Origin of the sequence: Sphingobium salicis subsp. salicis (genome assembly GCF_049472635.1) — a bacterium.
GTDB lineage: Bacteria > Pseudomonadota > Alphaproteobacteria > Sphingomonadales > Sphingomonadaceae > Sphingobium > Sphingobium yanoikuyae_A.
The window spans coordinates 3,749,932-3,765,971 of record NZ_JAYRCS010000001.1 but is presented as its reverse complement, the minus strand read 5'-3'; the positions used below and the strand labels follow the sequence as shown (position 1 = coordinate 3,765,971).

Below are 16,040 nucleotides of genomic sequence, written 5' to 3'. Positions count from 1 at the left end.
AACAACCGCGCCTTAGGTGACGCGCTCCACCCGCCGATTCCGATGGAGCGCATCGAGAAATGTCCATGCTTCGCGACATCGACATCTGGTTTGCCGACCATGTCTTCGTCTTCCACCAGGAGCATCGCCGCTATGCGCTGAGCCTCGTGCGCCAGCAGGAGGAAGCGGAGGAACTGGTCCAGGAAGCCTATGCCCGGCTGTTCGCACTGGAAAAATGGGCGGCCATCGCCAGCCCGCACGCCTTCACCATACGCATCATCCGCAACCTGGCCATCGAGCGGTTCCGGCGCGCCGACGTGGTGCGGATCGACCAGGGCGCCGTGCTGCTGTCGCTGGAGATCGCGGATCAGGAGCCGACACCCGACGTGGTTGCGATGGATCGATCGGAACTGAACCATATCGCCCGGGTCATGCAGGACATGCCGCCCCGGATGCGTGAGGCGCTGTATCTGCGGAGAATTGAAGGACTTTCTCCGGCGCTTGTAGCGGAGAAGATGAATATTTCCGTCTCCACCGTGGAAACCCATCTGGTCAGAGCCCTCCGCCTGTTGGTAGAGCGGCGGAATCAGGCGGACAGACCGGCGAAGGCGGAGCAGGCACCTCAATGCGAGAGCAGGAACAGGTTGGAACAGGTCTGAGCGACGAGGCCATTCAATGGCTGATCGCGCTCGACTGTGGTTCCGCCGACACCGAAGCATTTGAAGCCTGGCGCAGCGCGGACCCGCGCCATACAGCTGCCTTCGCGCAAGTTGCGGCGACGTGGCGGCGGACGACCGATCCGCGCCTGCCCGCGATGCTGGACCCAGTCTCGCTGGAAGAGACAGAAGCGGAGGAAGAGATCGTGCCCGCACCCTCCGCGATGCTGTCGCGCCGCGCGGTCGCGGGCGGCGTCGCCGGGCTGCTGGCCGTGGGCGGAGCCGGAACCTTCCTCGCCTGGCCGCGCCGGGCCTATGCCGAAACGGCGGTGGGCGAGCGGCGCATCCTGCGCCTGCAGAATGGCAGTCAGGCGATGCTCAACACCGATACGCGCGTGGCGTGGCGGTTCGACGATGACAGGCGCGATTTCTGGATCGAGCGCGGGGAAGCGACCCTTCTGGTGAAGGACGCCGAAAAGCCCTTTCGCCTCTACAGCGATCCGATCGACGGGCGGCTGAGCGGCGGCAAGTTCAGCCTGCGGATCGATCCGGCGCTCGCGCGGCTGCTGGTGCTCTCGGGACAGGCGGCGACGATCACGCGCGGCACATCGGCTCAGACTGTGAATGCCGGCAGCATGCTCGCCGTCAGCAACGCCGACGTGCATGTCGAAGCGCTGTCGCCCGAAGCACTGTCGCGCGCGACGGCCTGGGAGCGGGGCGAGATCATGTTCCAGGGCATGGCGCTCGACCAGGCGATCAGCGAGTTCAACCGCTATCTCAAGGTCAAGCTGGTCGTGCAGGATCAGGGGCTGGGCGCGACACGCCTCGGCGGCACCTTCCGCACCGCCGATCCGCAATCCTTCCTCACAGCGCTGCAGGACGGCTTCGGCATCGGTCACCGCAGGGAAGGAGACAGGATGATGCTGTTCCGGACAGGCGGAAACCGGGGCGCTTTCCGCGCCTGACACGAAGCTGTCGCGTAGGAACGCCACTGGAGCGTGATGCGTCGGAGTCGCGGCCTTTTCTTTGTCATGGCGATGGTCATGGTCGCGCCCGCGCAGGCAGCGCCGCCGCCGGGTAGCCGATCCGCCACCCCGCAGCCCCGTTTCGACATTCCCGCGCAAAGCCTTGCCGATGCGCTCGACCAGTTTGCGCGTCAGGCAGGCGTGCAGATCCTCTATCCCTATGCGCGCGCCGCCGCGCTGCGCAGCCCGCTGGTGAAGGGCAGAATGCCGTCGCGGCGCGCGCTCGACCGGCTGCTGCGCGGCAGCGGCCTTGCGGTCGCGCGCTTCGGCGAAGGGATTGTCACGCTGCGGGCGGCGCAACCGGCTCCACCCGCCCGCGCCCGGCGCAGTCCGCAGCCTGCCCCCATCCCGTCGCCTGCCCCGCCGCCGGTTGCTGTTCCTGCCGAGATCGTCGTCACCGGCCGCGCGCTGCAGACGCCCGTCACCGCGACCCAGCTCAGCTATGCGCTGACCCGGATCGACCCCGAGACGCTGGCTCGCGCCGGACCGCTATCGACCGCCGACCTGTTCAAGCAGATCCCCGGTTTCTGGGTGGAAAGCACCGGCGGCGAAGCGAGCAACAATATCCGGTCGCGCGGCATCCCGACCGACGGCTATTCCTCCGTCGCGTTGCTGGAGGACGGGCTGCCGGTGCAATATGACGGCGGTCTCGGCTATCTCAACACCGACCAGATTTTCCGCAGCGACGCGACCATCGACCATATCGAAGCGGTGCGCGGCGGGCCTTCCGCCATCTTCGCCGGCAATGCGCCGGGCGGCAGCATCGATTTCCTGACCCGCAATCCGCTGCAGAAGCCGGGCGTGACGCTGGCGGCGACGGGCGGGAATTTCGGCTATGCGCGGATCGACGGCTATGCGGGGATGCGCCTGACGCCCGAACTCGGCATTGCGATCGGCGGCTTCTACCGCCGCGACGACGGCCTGCGCGATCCGGGCTATCCCGCCGACCGGGGCGGGCAGATTCGGGCCGGGGTCCAGTATGACGATGGGACGACGCGCCTGTCCTTCAACGTCAAGCATCTCGACGACCGCGTCATCCTTTACCTGCCGGTACCTTTGCAGGTGGACGGCGCCGGGCGGGTCAACGCCGTTCCCGGCTTCGATCCCCTGTACGACACGCTGGCAGGCCCCGATAATGCCAGCGTCGCGTTCAAGACGCCCTCAGGTTCTCGCCTTTTCGACCTGTCGAAGGGAACGCGCAGCCGCATCGATTTCTACACGCTGTTCGGGCGGCGGGCGCTTGGTGGAGGTGCCGCGCTGGAGGTGAAGGTGCGCCTGCGCACGGGCGACACCTCCCGCGACGGCCTGTTCCCGATCGGCCGCCCGCAATCGGGCGACAGCTATGTCTCGACCATTTGGCCCCAACTTGCGGCCGCCTTTCCCATGGCAACCAAAGTCGAGATACGCGACGCCGGGACCGGCCGCGCCTTCCTGCCCGACAGCAATGGCAACGGGCTGGTCGTGGGCGCGAACCTGCTGTCCGTCGCCTTGCCGATGCGCGAATTCATCGGCGACGCGCGCCTGACCGGGCAGGTCAGCCAGTGGGGACAGCATGATCTGGCGCTGGGCCTGACTTATGCCGACAGCCGCCTCGACTATGATCGCACGATGGGGACGGTGCTGCTCGACGTGCGGGGACAGGCGCGGCGGCTGGATGTCGGGGCGGTCGATGCGGATGGGCGGCGGGTCGGATCGCTGACTGACAACGGCTTCGTCCGCTATGGCTCGCTGTTCGACGGCGTGACCCTGAAGACCGCCAATCTGGCCGTGTATGCGGCTGACGAATGGAAGCTGGGCGAGCATTGGCGCATCGACCTTGGCGGACGGTGGGAACGGACGCGGATCGGCGGCAGGATGGAACTGTCCTCGGCGGTCGATCTGGGCGATCCGACGACCCTGGCGGACGATAGCGTGCTGGCCGGCACGGGTCTTTTCCAACCTATCGATCGGCACTTCTCAGGCTTCAGCATGACGGCGGGCATCAATTTCAATCCCGATCCGGGGACCGGCCTGTTCCTGCGCGCCACCCGCATTTCCCGCCTGCCGAGCGCGTCGGAATTCTATGCCGACCCCGATCGCACGGACGAGGCCATCGTCCCGATCGCCATGGCGGAGGCCGGCCTGATCGTGCAGCGGCGCAACTGGAACTTCTCCGCCGTCCTTTTCCGGACCCATTTCAAGCGGCTGCCCTTCACCGACTATCGCTTCGATCCTGCCACCAGCATCTATGTCAGCCAGACCTCAGTTGCCGACACAACCGCAACTGGCATGGAAGTTTCAGCCCATGCTCGGCTGATCGGCCCGCTCAGCATCGACATGCAGGCGACGGTGCAAGACTTACGCTATGGAGATTTTCGCTACAGCGAACTGTCGGGCGGCACGGTCGCGGTCCATGACGTGACGGGCAATCAGCTTATTCGGGTGCCGCGCATCGCCCTGCGCGCAAGCCCTAGCGTCGATCTCATCTCGGGCCGCCTGCATCTCAGCGCTGATTTCACGCGTTATTCCGCGCGTTTCGCTGACATCGCGAACTCGCAGCGCCTGCCTCCCTTTTCGATGATCAATGTCGAGGTAAGCACACAGATCAGCGATCATGCGACGCTGACTTTGAATGGCACCAACCTGACCAACAGCCTTGGGCTGACCGAAGGCAATCCACGCATGGGTTCCTTTGATGCCGGGGGCATGAACGCGCGCTATTTCCTGGCCCGGCCAGAATTCGGGCGTACGGTTCGAGCGACATATCGTCTTTCTTATTGAAACATGCGCAAACTCTAGGGGGGCTCGCTGAGCGCGAGATCACGATTACGCACATGCTCCTCTCGCATATTCAGCGGGTTCCCGCGGTTAATCGAATCATCGAACGCGAGACCGGCTTTCGTCAGCCTCTCACGGCAACGCCGGCCGACAGCCCGTTGCGCATGATCTGAATGTCCGCTCCTAGGCGTGGTGAAATCTCGGTTCTACGACTTGGACCGGGCGCGTAGCAGACCAGCCGTTGTCTCGCTTGAGAAAGACCGGTTTCGGTGTCAGCGGACACTCCAGCGACCTCATCTGAATGGCACGATTTGGTCGGGGGCTGCCGGAAGATCGTGGGACTTTCCCGCCGTTCTCGTTCGATCCGTTAAATGTCAGTTCTCGCCGAAACCCGCTATCTCTTACTTGGACAGCTGCCAGCGCGATTAAGCCTTTTGCGGCTTTGCTGCATCGGGCATCTCGGCAAGAGGGCGGACGCTGTTCCATCCTGAGGATATGACAGCGTCCGTGTCGAACTACATATTGCGGGCGGCTTCGCGTCAGTTCGCACTCGGCGCGACGGACACATGGCGAAGCGCAGCGGCCAAGCCCTTCGCGAGCCTCTGCGCGTCATCATTCGCCCAGAAGTGCATGAAGAACATGCGCGGCTCATCATTGAGCATGTGGTTGTGGAGCGCCGTCACCTCGATGCCGTTCTCGCGAAGGGCGCGCAGCACAGGATTGACCTCGGAAGCGGCCAGGACGAAGTCGCCCGTGATTGCAGCCTTGCCACCGCCCGTCGGCTGGAAGTTGATCGCGATGGCTGATCCCATGGCAGGCGGGAGCGCCATGCCGCCATCGCGCGGCGCTTCGGCACGGGGGATGCCGAAGGCGTACACACCGCCGCCGATCTTGCCCTTGCGTCCCATGATCTTGTCGATAGCCGCCGTGTCCAGATCGATCGTATCAGCCGGTGCTGGAGCCGGTGCTAGTGCCGCCGTCAGGGGCGTCTGGCTCAGCGCCAGCGCGTCGTGGAGAATTTTGCCGAGTTTCGCCGGATCTCCAGTGGCGCCGATATGCATATACATGGTGTGCGGCGTGTTGCGCAGCAGGTGATTATGGAGGGCCGTGATCTCGAAGCCGTTGGAGACGAGCTTCGCCATCACCGGATTGACCTCGGTATCGGTCAGCACGAGGTCGCCCATCACCATGACCTCGCCACTGCCATGGCTCATGAAGGCAAGCCATGAGCCAAGCGCCAGCGCAGGCTTGATGCCCACGCCGTCCAGCGTCACCTTCAGGTCACTGCGCGGCAGCGCGATGCGATAGACGCCTCCAGGCATCTCCGTCCCGGCCTTGCCGAAGGATGTGGCGATCGCCTGCTCCCACGGTTCGGCTGCATAGGCGGGGGCACTCAGCGCAAACAGGCCGAGCAGGCTCAACAAACGCATGGACTTCATTAGGGTCTCCTCTCGAAAGGTCGACGTCAGGAAATAAGGCCAAGCATGTAGATCGCGATGCCGGCGGCGGAGGTGGCTGCCAGCGTTGGTATCATGCCAATCTTGAAGCGAAACACCGCCACAGCGGCGGCGGCGGCCAGAACCAGGGCTGGCAGGTGCAGCGAAGTCAGGACCGGCAGATCGAAGGAGATCGCGCCAAGGTCGATCCTGCGAACTTCGCGGAACAGCGCGTGGATGGCGAACCAGAGGGCGAGATTCAGGATGACACCGACGACCGCTGCCGTGATCGCACCGAGCGAAGCGGACAGCGCTGGATTGCCCCGCAGCCGTTCGACGAAGGGGGCGCCTGCGAAGATCCACAGGAAGCACGGGACGAACGTCACCCAGGTCGTGAGAATGGCGCCCAGCGTCGCTGCGATCAGAGGATGCAAGGCGCCTGATTCCCGGAAGGCGGCAAGGAAGCCGACGAACTGGGTCACCATAATGAGGGGACCCGGCGTGCTCTCCGCCAGGCCGAGGCCGTCGAGCATCTCCCCCGGCTGGAGCCAGCTATAGGTGCCGACGGCCTCCTGTCCGACATAAGCCAGCACGGCATAGGCCCCGCCAAAGGTCACGACTGCCATCTGGCTGAAGAAGGTAGCGATTCGGGAATAGACATCGTCCGGACCGAAGATGGCAAGCAACAGTCCGACCGGGGCGAGCCAGAGGACCAGAAGTGCGCCGGAGATTTTCAACGACCAGCCCAGGTCGGGGCGGGCATGAGCAGGCAGGCCCTCGCCGAGTGCGGTATCACGGTCATGAACGATATTGCCGTCCGCGGGTCCGTGTCCTCCACCACCTTTGAACGCGGGCAGTCTCATGCGTCCACCGATGTATCCGGCGAGCGCGGCGGACAGGACGATCACGGGAAAAGGGGCATCGAGGAAGAAGATGGCCACGAAGGCCGCAGCCGCGATCCCACGCATCACATTATTCTTGAGCGCGCGGGAGCCAACGCGAACCACCGCCTGGATCACCACCGCCAGCACCGCCGCCTTCAGGCCGAAGAACAGCCCCATGATCACCGGCGAATGTCCAAGCAGCACGTAGAGATAGCTGAGGGCGAGGATGGAGATGAAGCCCGGCAAGACGAACAGCGCGCCAGCGACCAGCCCACCCTTGGTCTTGTGCAGCAGCCAGCCAATATAGGCGGCAAGTTGCTGTGCCTCCGGGCCGGGCAGGAGCATGCAGTAGTTCAGGGCATGAAGAAAACGCTCCTCCCCGATCCACCGCTTCTCGTCGACAAGGATGCGGTGCATCACCGCGATCTGCCCAGCGGGACCGCCGAAACTGAGCGAGGCGATGCGCGCCCAGACCTTCACCGCCTCGCCGAACGGGATGCCATGATCCTTTGCAGCGGCATCCGGCAGCTCCTGGGTATCGGTCGTTATCGCGGTCATCGCTCGGCCTTTCGCGAACTGAAATAGGCGTGGAACTGGTTGAGAGCGTCACCGGCACTGGCGATGCGCTGGAGGTCATCGTCGGTTGACGCGCAGACGCCCGACAGCATCGCCCCAAGGCCGGGTGTCTCCGGTCGCCCATATTTGCCGTCGCCGATGTCGAGATCGTGGATGATTTCCCCGATGGCGGTGAGACCGGGGTCACCCGTCAGCTCTGCGCGTGCCAGCAGCGTTTCGAAGCTGCACCAATCCCCCTCATGGGTGAATTCGGCATCGACCATGTCGAAGCGCAATTCGCCCTCCTGCGGTTGATGGGTCTTCGCATCCACGAACCTGAAGCTGGCTTGCGGATCGATGAAGCGCCGGATCAGCCACGCGCAGGCGATGCGGTCGACGTGGACGCCCCGCCGCGTGACCCAGACGCGGTTCCGGAGATCGGCGGGAGAGAGCTGCGCCGGTTCGCACGTGCGGCCAACATCTGGATGCGCGTAGCGCTTTTCATCCAACTCCCGCATCGCGGCTTCGGCCGCTTGTCGCCCATGGGCATCGAAGAAGTCCAGCTTGACGATCTCAGCGAGGCGCCGCTGCAGCTTGCCAATGTCGGCACCGGAAGGCGGACCCGTATCAAGCAGCGAGCGCGCCGCCTGAGCAAGTTCCTCATAATCGCTGTCGCGGGCAGTATCGAACAGAGCGCGCAGATCCGCGTCGTTCTGCCCCTCGATCATCCGCGCCTCAATGAGCACGGCCTCTCCGCCGCTTGAGATAATCTCGGCGAGGAGGTCGCGAAAGGCGCTCTCCGTCCCCTCCCGGCGAGGCAGGACGTGGACGGCATTCTTGAGCGGCACGGCGCCGATCGCCTGTAGTCGCCGCCAGATCTTCACTCGCAGATAAGGAGGCTTGGCCGGAAGCTGGTGAAGCAGGGCCAGCCAGAATTCTGATGCGTCATCGCTATTCATATCGCATATGTATCATCATGATTGATTCGGTGAAACATATATATCTCATGGCGACGCTTGGCGTTACGGCCGTCGTTCCTCACGCGGGTTGGGCACAGCAGGTAACGCCGGTCACTTCGGTAGCGGCAGATGGACTGACCGTGACGGGCACCATGCGCCTGCGATACGAGCTTATCGATGGCCAGGCCCGAGCGGGGTTCAACGAAAACGATCAGCTGGTAAACCTGCGGACGAACGTCCTGGCCGAGTATCGGCGTGATGACATCCGGTTGGGGGTGGAGCTGTTCGACAGCCGGGTCTGGGGCGACAATTCCGGCACGCCGGTCACAACGAACGAGGTGAACACGCTGGAGCCAGTGCAGGCCTATGTGGCTGCCGGACTTGATGGTGCCCTGGGCAGGGGAACCAAGCTGACGCTGACTGCTGGACGCATGACCTTGAACCTGGGATCGCGTCGTCTCGTGGCCGCTGACGATTATCGCAACACCACCAACGGTTATACCGGGGTCCGGGCCGATTTCGCTGCGCCGCAGGGATGGAAGGCGATCCTGATCTACACGCTGCCGCAGGTCCGTCAGCCGGAAGATGACGCTGGTATCCGGGCCGCGCGCGTAAGGTTGGATCGCGAGAGATTCGACCTTGTCCTGTGGGGCGGACAGGTCAGCAAGGCCAAGGTTCTCGGTCAGGCGACCGTTGAACTGACCTACTTCCATCTTGGCGAGCGGGATTCCCCCCATCGGCCGACCCGCGACCGGTCGCTCGATACATTCGGTGGCCGTGTGATTGCCGAGCCCCGCCCCGGTGCCTTCGACTATGAGGTTGAGGCCTTCTATCAGACGGGGCACCTCAGCACATCCCTCGCGTCAACGGCGCTGCGACAATCGGTGAGCGCCAGCTTCGTCCATGTCGACATGGGCTATACCTTTACTGGAGGGTGGAAGCCTCGGGTGTCTCTGGAATTCGATCGGGCCAGTGGCGACCGGCCCGGCGGTTCCTATGGCAGGTTCGACACGCTTTTCGGAATGCGGCGCGCGGAGCTTGCACCCGCTGGCCTCTACAATGCTATCTCGCGGACGAACCTGATGACCCAGGGTTTTCGGGTCGAAGCGACGCCGAGCAAGAGGTTCGACTGGTTCGCCGTCTATCGGGCGATGTGGTTGGCAGCCCCAGAGGACAGCTTCTCATCGACAGGCGTGCGCGACGCATCGGGGAGGTCGGGGGACTTTGCAGGCCATCAGCTGGAGGCGCGCCTCCGCTACTGGATCGTGCCTCAACAACTGCGGTTCGAGTTTGATGGAGTGTTACTGGCCAAAGGGCGTTTCCTGCGTGATGCCCCGAATGCGCCTGCGGAACGCTGGACGCGCTATGGCTCGTTCAACCTAACCGCGTCATTCTGAATGCAGCAAATGTCGGCTTTGCGGGCCTGAGCTGACGTTCACCGTCTTGTCTGGAACGTCGTGCGTTGGTCGCGTGCTGCCGGAAGCTGAACGCCGCGTCGTGGGACATTTCTGCCGTTCCGACGAATAGCCTGAATGACTGTTTCGTCCGATACCCGCCATTGGCTGGTTAGAAAACGAGCGTTTTTCGGACCGAATTTTGTGAAGACCGATCGTACGAAACGGGGTTTTTGGAGAAATCTGTCATCGCGGTTCAATCCGCACTGCGACGGCTGTGCTGCCCCCCTTTGCCGATCAACCAGCAAGATTGCAGTCCGGCCTGATGGCCAGAAGCTTCTCGCACGAAAAGCCCGCGCAAAGCCTTGAGCCTGAAGTTACACCAAGCCCATGCCCCGGCAGGGTTGACATAATCATATTGTACACAATATTATTGTGTCTATCATAAAGTATGGAGTTAGCGATGAGCGCACTTTACAGCACGAAAGTCAGGGCGGTCGGTGGTCGCGCCGGCACGGTCAGGAGCGATGACGGCCTGCTCGACCTGTCGTTGGCGCTTCCCAGGGCGCTTGGTGGAAAAGGCGACGCGACCAACCCTGAACAACTGTTTGCCGCCGGCTATGCTGCATGCTTCGGGAACGCGGTGATCCATGTGACGCGGACCGGCTCGGACAAGGTGAAGGACGATGATATCGTTGTTATCGCCGATGTCGGCATGCTCCCGAACGATACAGGTGGTTTCGCACTGACCGTGGCGCTCGATGTCACCATCACCGGCCTCGACCAGGCAGCGGCGGAAGACGTCGTTGCAAAGGCTCATGCAGTCTGCCCCTACTCGAACGCCGTCAAAGGCAATATCGACGTTGCTATCACGGTGTCGGTCAACTGAGAAGGAAAGCGATGGACCTGCCGAACGACGACGATCCGCTCGATCTCGACCGGCAGGTCTGCTTCCCGCTTTATGCGGCCTCCAATCTGTTGAATCGGCTGTATAGGCCGATCCTCGGCAAGTTAGGCCTCACCTACCCCCAGTATCTGGTGATGTTGGTGTTATGGAAACAGGAGCCCCAGACGGTCGGCTCGCTTGGCGACATGCTCCACCTGGACAGCGGTACATTGACGCCGCTTCTCAAACGCATGGAAGTCGCCGGGTTGATCAGCCGCACCCGCGACGCGCAGGACGAGCGGCGCGTTTTGATCGGCTTGACACCCAAAGGCCGCGCCCTTCGTTCGGAGGCCGAGAAAGTACCGGCGATATTGTCGTCCGGACTGGTGATCGACGAGGCGGCGATCGCGGAACTGCGCGATCAGGTGCGCTCGCTTGTCGCGGTGCTTCAGCAGGCGCGGCCTTGATACACACGTCACCGGGAGAATATTATGCTGACCGTACATCATCTTGGCATTTCGCAATCCGACCGGATCGTTTGGCTCTGCGAGGAACTGGACATTCCCTATGATCTGGTGCGCTACGACCGCGACCCTGTGACGCGGCTCGCACCGGCGGCCTACAAGGCGCTGCATCCCTCCGGCACCGCGCCGGTCATCACCGACGATGGCCTGACGCTCGCCGAGTCCGGCGCCATCATCGACTATGTCGTCGCCAGACATGGCGGGGGGCGGCTGACCCTCAATGCCGATCATGCGGATTTCGCGCGGTTCCTATACTGGTATCATTTCGCCAACGGCTCGCTCATGCCGTGCATGATGATGCTGATGGATGACGGTGGCATGGTCCAGGTCATGCGGGATCGGGCGGATCGCAGTCTGGCGGCGCTTGAAGCGCATTTCGCGGAAAGCCACCAATGGCTGGCCGGCGACATGTTCACAGTGGCCGACATCATGATCATGTTCCCGCTGACGACGGTGCGTAGCTTTATCGCGCTCGATCTCTTGCCATATCCGAACCTGCGCGCCTATTTGCGGCGCGTGGCAGACCGCCCCGCTTTCCGAACCGCAATGGCGAAGGCCGATCCTGACCTGCAAATTCCGCTGGATTGAAGTGCGTGCAGGGTCGCAGCGATTGCCCAGCCAGAACGGATATCTCGTCCCTGCCGGCAACGATCTGACGCAGCAAAATCGACAAACCCCGGTCGGTCAGGTCATGGCGCCTGCCGACATGGGGCGATGCCCGGCGTATGTTTTCATCCATCCTCTCGCCGGCAGCCCAACCAGGATAGAAGTGCGAGGCCTATACGCATGGCTGGCGTCCGGGTCCGGCTGCCGACAATGGATGAACATCTTCACGGCTGAGGTGAGCCCCCCACAGCCTGGTACAGGGCTATCATCGCCGTCAACCGGTCGCTGCGCAACTGGATCAACGATAGATCGACCGACAGCAAGGCGCGCTGCGCGTCTACCTGTTCCAGATAGGTGGAGTAACCGGCACGATAGCGGTTCGTCGCATGCCGCAAGCTATCAGCCACGGCCACGCGCTGGGCCGACAGGGCCTCCTCCTGATCGTCGAGCCGCGCAATGACCGCGAGCTGGTCCTCCACCTCGCGAAAAGCGCCCAGCACAGCCCGCTGATACCCGAATGCCGCCTGATCGCGCTGCGCGGCGGCGGCATCAAACTGGCCCCTCAGGCGACCACCCGCGAAGATCGGCGCCAGCACCGACCCGCCAACCGACCAGACGTCGACATTGTCCGGCAGCGACGAGCCGATGATTTCACCCACGGTTGCGCTTAACTGTATTTGCGGGAGGAACTGCCGCTGGGCGGAGCGGAGTCTGGCGTCCGTCGCGGCCAGGGCATATTCCGCCTGGACGATATCGGGGCGGCGGCGGGTGAGTTCGGACGGAACGACTGCCGGCACGACAGGGCTGCGCAGTGCTGCAAACCGCCCATCACGCGCTATGGCCTGTGGCGTGCTCGCAGTCAGCAGGGACAGGGCGTTTTCCTGTCGGGCTATGGCGCTCTCCACGACAGGAATCTGCTGCTGCGTAGCGCGGTACTCGGCTTCCGCCTGCCTTAACTCAAGATCAGACGTATATCCTGCTTCTGCCCGGCTGCGGGCGATGCGCAGGGCAGCTTCCCGGGAGGTCAGCGTCCCGCGCAGCACATGCAACCGCTCGTCCAGCGCCAGCAATGTGACATAGCCCGTCGCAGTGGCCGCCGACACCGACAGGATCGTCGCTTGCCTCGCGGCGTCGCTGGCCCGCGTCGCGGACGCTGCCGCATCGATCTGTGCCCGATTGCGGCCGAACAGGTCCAGTTCATAGCTGGCCTGGAATTGCGGCTGCGCCACGGTCGTCTCCACCACCGTGCCGAGCGCCGTCAGCGAGCGGCCATGGCTGGCGGGCGCCGAAGCGTTGAGACTGGGCAGGAGCAGCGCACGGGAGGCCCGCTCCTGCGCGCGCGCTTCCTGCACCCGGGCAATGGCGATGCCGATGTCGCTGTTGCGCGTGCGGGCCAGATCCACCAGCGCCGCAAGCTGGGGATCGCCAAATGCCTGCCACCACTCGCCATCGACTGTCGCGCCATCGGAAAAGGCGGTGCGCCAGTTCTCCGGCGGCGCGACCGCCGAGGTGGCGGGCGGAGCTGGTATGCCGGGCACACAGCCTGCAAGCCCCGATGCAAGCGCGATCGTCGCCACTGTCCTGAAAAAGTCGGGCCTCATCACCATCACTCCCCCCGGGTGTGGACGGTCGCGACAACCGACATGCCTGGCCCCAGGCGCCTGGCAAGGTCCTGGTTCGGATCGATGCGGATGCGAACGGCTATCCGCTGGGGCACCTTCACGAAATTGCCGGACCCGGTATCAGGACGTATCACGCTGAACTCGCTGCCGGCTGCCGGTGATACCCGCTCGACCACCCCAGTCAGCCGGGCGCCGTTGAAAGCGTCGATCCGCAATGTGGCCTTCTGGCCGACCTTAATATCCGCGGTCTGCGCTTCCTTGAAATTGGCGACCACCCAATGCTCGGTCGGAACAAGGTACATGAGTTGCGTGCCCGGAGACACCAGCTGACCGACGCGGACCGCCACCTCGCTCAGGCGGCCGTCACGCGGCGCCCTTATGACGGTGTTGTCCAGATCGACCCGCGCGAGGTCGCGCGCGGCCGAGGCATTGTCGACCTGTGCGCGCAGGCCACCGCGCCCGACATCGACCGAGCGAACCTGCTCAATTGCGATAGCCCGCTGCGCCTGGGCTTGCTGCACGGCGGCCTCCGCCTGGCGCAACGCCGCCAGCGTCTGATCCCGCTCGCGCCGCGATACCGATCCCTCACCGACAAGATCGTTGACCCGGGCCATGTCGGCGCGCGCCCGAACCAGTTGCGCCCTGGCATTGGCGACAGCGGCATCCTGCAACCGGACCTGCGCCTCGCTCGATCGCTGGTTCTGCTGCGCGTTATCGAGCGTGGCTATCTGTGCGGCGATATTGGCCGCCCCCTGCGTCACGCGTGCGCGATAGATGCGGTCGTCGATCGTGACCAGCACGGCGCCCTTGCGCACATCGGCGAAGTCGCGGACGTTGACCGCCGTCACATATCCGGTGACCTGTGGACTGATGATCGTTGTCTGTCCGCGCACATAGGCATTGTCCGTGGTCGCATTGCCGGACCGGAAAGGCGGCAGGCCCCAGGCGTAGAGGACGGTCAGCACGCCGGCGATGATGACAAGGGCGAAGATAATGATGGTGCGGCGTGAGCGGTTCGGCGCCCACCCGCTACCCTGCTGCTCGGCGTCGTTGAACGCAGGATCCGCGGGCGGTGCGACGGTGCCTGCTGCGACCGGTTCCTGCGGCTCGTCGGGATTGGCTCTATTGTCTGTGCTCATGCATTACGGCTCATCATTGTCTGGAGTGCAGCCATCTCATCGGCCAACGGGTTGATGCCTTTGTGCCGCAGGTAGGCCCAGCGGGTGAAGGTGATTGCGAAGGCGACGCCGGCAAGGCAGCCGATAACGAAGAAGACATCGTTGAACGCCATGATGGAGGCCTGCTGATTCACCTGTTGTATCAGGCGTGATGCCCCCGTCGCCTGCCGCAAAGCGGTGTCACCGAGCGTTGCGCTTTGCCCGGCGGAGAGTTGTCCAATGGCCTGGGCAACCGCCGGATCGGCAAGGGACAGGCTCTGGCCCATCGTCATCAGATGCGCCTTGACGCGAAAGCTGTGGAATGCCGAAAGCGCGGCTACTCCAGCGAGGCCGCCGATCGTCTGCGAGAGACCGAAAACGGCTACGAAGCTGATGATATAATCCGGGCCGCGCGACAACGCGCGCAAGATGCCCTGCATCATCAGCGATGCCATTACATAAACCGAAGCGAAGGCGAGAAGCGCCTGGGTCCAGTAGAGCTCGGACGGACGGGTCAGCATGCCGGACCTGGTATCGAGGAAAGCGGCGAGCGTGATAATGCCCAGCGCGACCATGATCGGACGCGTGAGATCGGTCGGGTCCAGGCGCACGATGGAGACGGCTGAGCCGAGGAGAGTCGCCAGACTAAGTACCCAGTAATAGCTGACGAGCTGGTCGTTCACCATGCCGACCGTCGAAAGCAGGCCAGTCGCGCCGAAATTTTGCTCTGAAAGCAGGACGCGCACCATCGCGGCGGTCAAGGCGAAAGCGAGGATATTGCCGCTTCTCATCCATCGCGTATGCAGCATGGGATTGGCGCGGTTATGCTCGACCAGGAAGGCCAGCCCGATAAGCAGTATAGCTCCGGCCAGCGCGAGGCCCAGCCATGGCTTGTCCCACCACGCAATGCGGCCCTGGACGAGAAAGGCGCAAAGCAGACCGATGCCAGACGCGAGCAGCGGAAATGACAAGAGGTCCAGTCTTTCGAACGAGCGCACTGTTTCGCCGGGCGGCAAATGGAGTATGTTGACCAATCCCACGGCGACCAGCGAAAGACCGAACTGAAGCTGGAAAAGATGGCTGATATCTCCCGATGCGAGCAGGGCGGGAGAAATAGCGCGCGCTAGTGGAATTGCGACTTGAGCCAGCCCGATGCCGATCAGGACGGCAACGATCTTTGCCTTGGCTGGCATCCCCTGCATGAGATAGAAGATGGCCAGCGTGCTGACGCAGCTTCCCGCGATGCCGGCGATGCCGCGCGAGAGCAGTTCGACATGATAGCCCGCATCGAACAACTGCACGAAATTGGCGAGCAGCAGCGCCGACATGGCCACCCGTACGAACCGCTGTATGCCGAATTGCTGCCGCGCCTTGAACAGCAGCATGCTCATGCAGGCGTTGGTCAGGTTGAACGCAACGGTTACCCATCCTCCTTCGACGGGCGTCAGGGCAAGATTGCTCTGGACGATAGCGAGGTTCGCGATCAGCAGTCCGTTCTGAAATCCTCCGACGATAGCAAGAAAGAGGCCGATCAGCAGATAAGCGACCTTGCGCGGGGCGGGATGATCGGGGGTAGCCGGCGAGCCCGGCATGAAGGGCT

13 protein-coding genes are annotated in these 16,040 nt (G+C 63.5%); 7 read left to right on the top strand and 6 right to left on the bottom strand.

Going from position 1 to position 16,040, the window contains the following annotated elements; genetic code table 11:
• Positions 1-59 precede the first annotated feature (59 nt).
• The 3 genes from VHN57_RS18170 to VHN57_RS18160 are packed head-to-tail and all read left to right on the top strand — an operon-like array spanning position 60 to position 4,420.
• Positions 60-638 (top strand): RNA polymerase sigma factor, encoded by a 579-nt coding sequence (locus tag VHN57_RS18170; protein WP_010335854.1) that lies wholly within the window; start codon positions 60-62, stop codon positions 636-638.
• The gene (locus VHN57_RS18165) at positions 605-1,600 is read left to right on the top strand and encodes a FecR family protein (protein ID WP_010335855.1); all 996 of its coding nucleotides are present in this window, start codon (positions 605-607) and stop codon (positions 1,598-1,600) included. The genes VHN57_RS18170 and VHN57_RS18165 overlap by 34 nt, the downstream gene beginning before the upstream one ends.
• Positions 1,601-1,636: 36 nt before the next feature.
• Entirely contained in the window at positions 1,637-4,420 is a 2,784-nt protein-coding gene (locus VHN57_RS18160; protein ID WP_313041667.1) for a TonB-dependent receptor, read from the top strand.
• Positions 4,421-4,956: 536 nt separating this feature from the next.
• On the opposite strand, the gene VHN57_RS18155 is transcribed toward VHN57_RS18160, so the two are convergent.
• The 3 genes from VHN57_RS18155 to VHN57_RS18145 are packed head-to-tail and all read right to left on the bottom strand — an operon-like array spanning position 4,957 to position 8,251.
• The gene (locus VHN57_RS18155) at positions 4,957-5,856 is read right to left on the bottom strand and encodes a DUF1259 domain-containing protein (RefSeq protein WP_202600302.1); all 900 of its coding nucleotides are present in this window, start codon (positions 5,854-5,856) and stop codon (positions 4,957-4,959) included.
• Between the two features lie 26 nt (positions 5,857-5,882).
• The gene (gene chrA / locus VHN57_RS18150) at positions 5,883-7,295 is read right to left on the bottom strand and encodes a chromate efflux transporter (RefSeq protein ID WP_125986714.1); all 1,413 of its coding nucleotides are present in this window, start codon (positions 7,293-7,295) and stop codon (positions 5,883-5,885) included.
• Positions 7,292-8,251 (bottom strand): chromate resistance protein ChrB domain-containing protein, encoded by a 960-nt coding sequence (locus VHN57_RS18145; RefSeq protein ID WP_161731679.1) that lies wholly within the window; start codon positions 8,249-8,251, stop codon positions 7,292-7,294. The genes chrA and VHN57_RS18145 overlap by 4 nt, the downstream gene beginning before the upstream one ends.
• On the opposite strand from VHN57_RS18145, the gene VHN57_RS18140 reads away from it, so the two are divergent.
• From VHN57_RS18140 to VHN57_RS18125, 4 genes are all read left to right on the top strand, one after another.
• The gene (locus VHN57_RS18140; RefSeq protein ID WP_313041666.1) at positions 8,233-9,648 is read left to right on the top strand and encodes an alginate export family protein; all 1,416 of its coding nucleotides are present in this window, start codon (positions 8,233-8,235) and stop codon (positions 9,646-9,648) included. The genes VHN57_RS18145 and VHN57_RS18140 overlap by 19 nt on opposite strands.
• 460 nt (positions 9,649-10,108) lie before the next feature.
• Positions 10,109-10,534 carry an organic hydroperoxide resistance protein gene (locus VHN57_RS18135; protein WP_278984284.1) on the top strand — a complete coding sequence of 142 codons (426 nt, stop codon included), beginning with the start codon at positions 10,109-10,111 and terminating at the stop codon, positions 10,532-10,534.
• Between the two features lie 11 nt (positions 10,535-10,545).
• Positions 10,546-10,998 (top strand): MarR family winged helix-turn-helix transcriptional regulator, encoded by a 453-nt coding sequence (locus VHN57_RS18130; RefSeq protein WP_278984285.1) that lies wholly within the window; start codon positions 10,546-10,548, stop codon positions 10,996-10,998.
• 24 nt (positions 10,999-11,022) lie between these two features.
• Positions 11,023-11,643, top strand: coding sequence for a glutathione S-transferase family protein (locus VHN57_RS18125; RefSeq protein ID WP_278984287.1), 621 nt, complete (start codon positions 11,023-11,025; stop codon positions 11,641-11,643).
• A 242-nt stretch (positions 11,644-11,885) separates the two neighbouring features.
• On the opposite strand, the gene VHN57_RS18120 is transcribed toward VHN57_RS18125, so the two are convergent.
• From VHN57_RS18120 to VHN57_RS18110, 3 genes are read right to left on the bottom strand one after another with little or no spacing between them, the layout of a single operon-like run.
• On the bottom strand, positions 11,886-13,262 hold the full coding sequence (locus VHN57_RS18120) for an efflux transporter outer membrane subunit (protein ID WP_278984289.1): 1,377 nt from the start codon (positions 13,260-13,262) through the stop codon (positions 11,886-11,888).
• A gap of 5 nt (positions 13,263-13,267) precedes the next feature.
• Positions 13,268-14,422 carry an HlyD family secretion protein gene (locus tag VHN57_RS18115; RefSeq protein WP_278984291.1) on the bottom strand — a complete coding sequence of 385 codons (1,155 nt, stop codon included), beginning with the start codon at positions 14,420-14,422 and terminating at the stop codon, positions 13,268-13,270.
• Positions 14,419-16,032, bottom strand: a complete 1,614-nt coding sequence (locus VHN57_RS18110; RefSeq protein WP_278984293.1) for an MFS transporter — start codon at positions 16,030-16,032, stop codon at positions 14,419-14,421. The genes VHN57_RS18115 and VHN57_RS18110 overlap by 4 nt, the downstream gene beginning before the upstream one ends.
• Positions 16,033-16,040 lie beyond the last annotated feature (8 nt).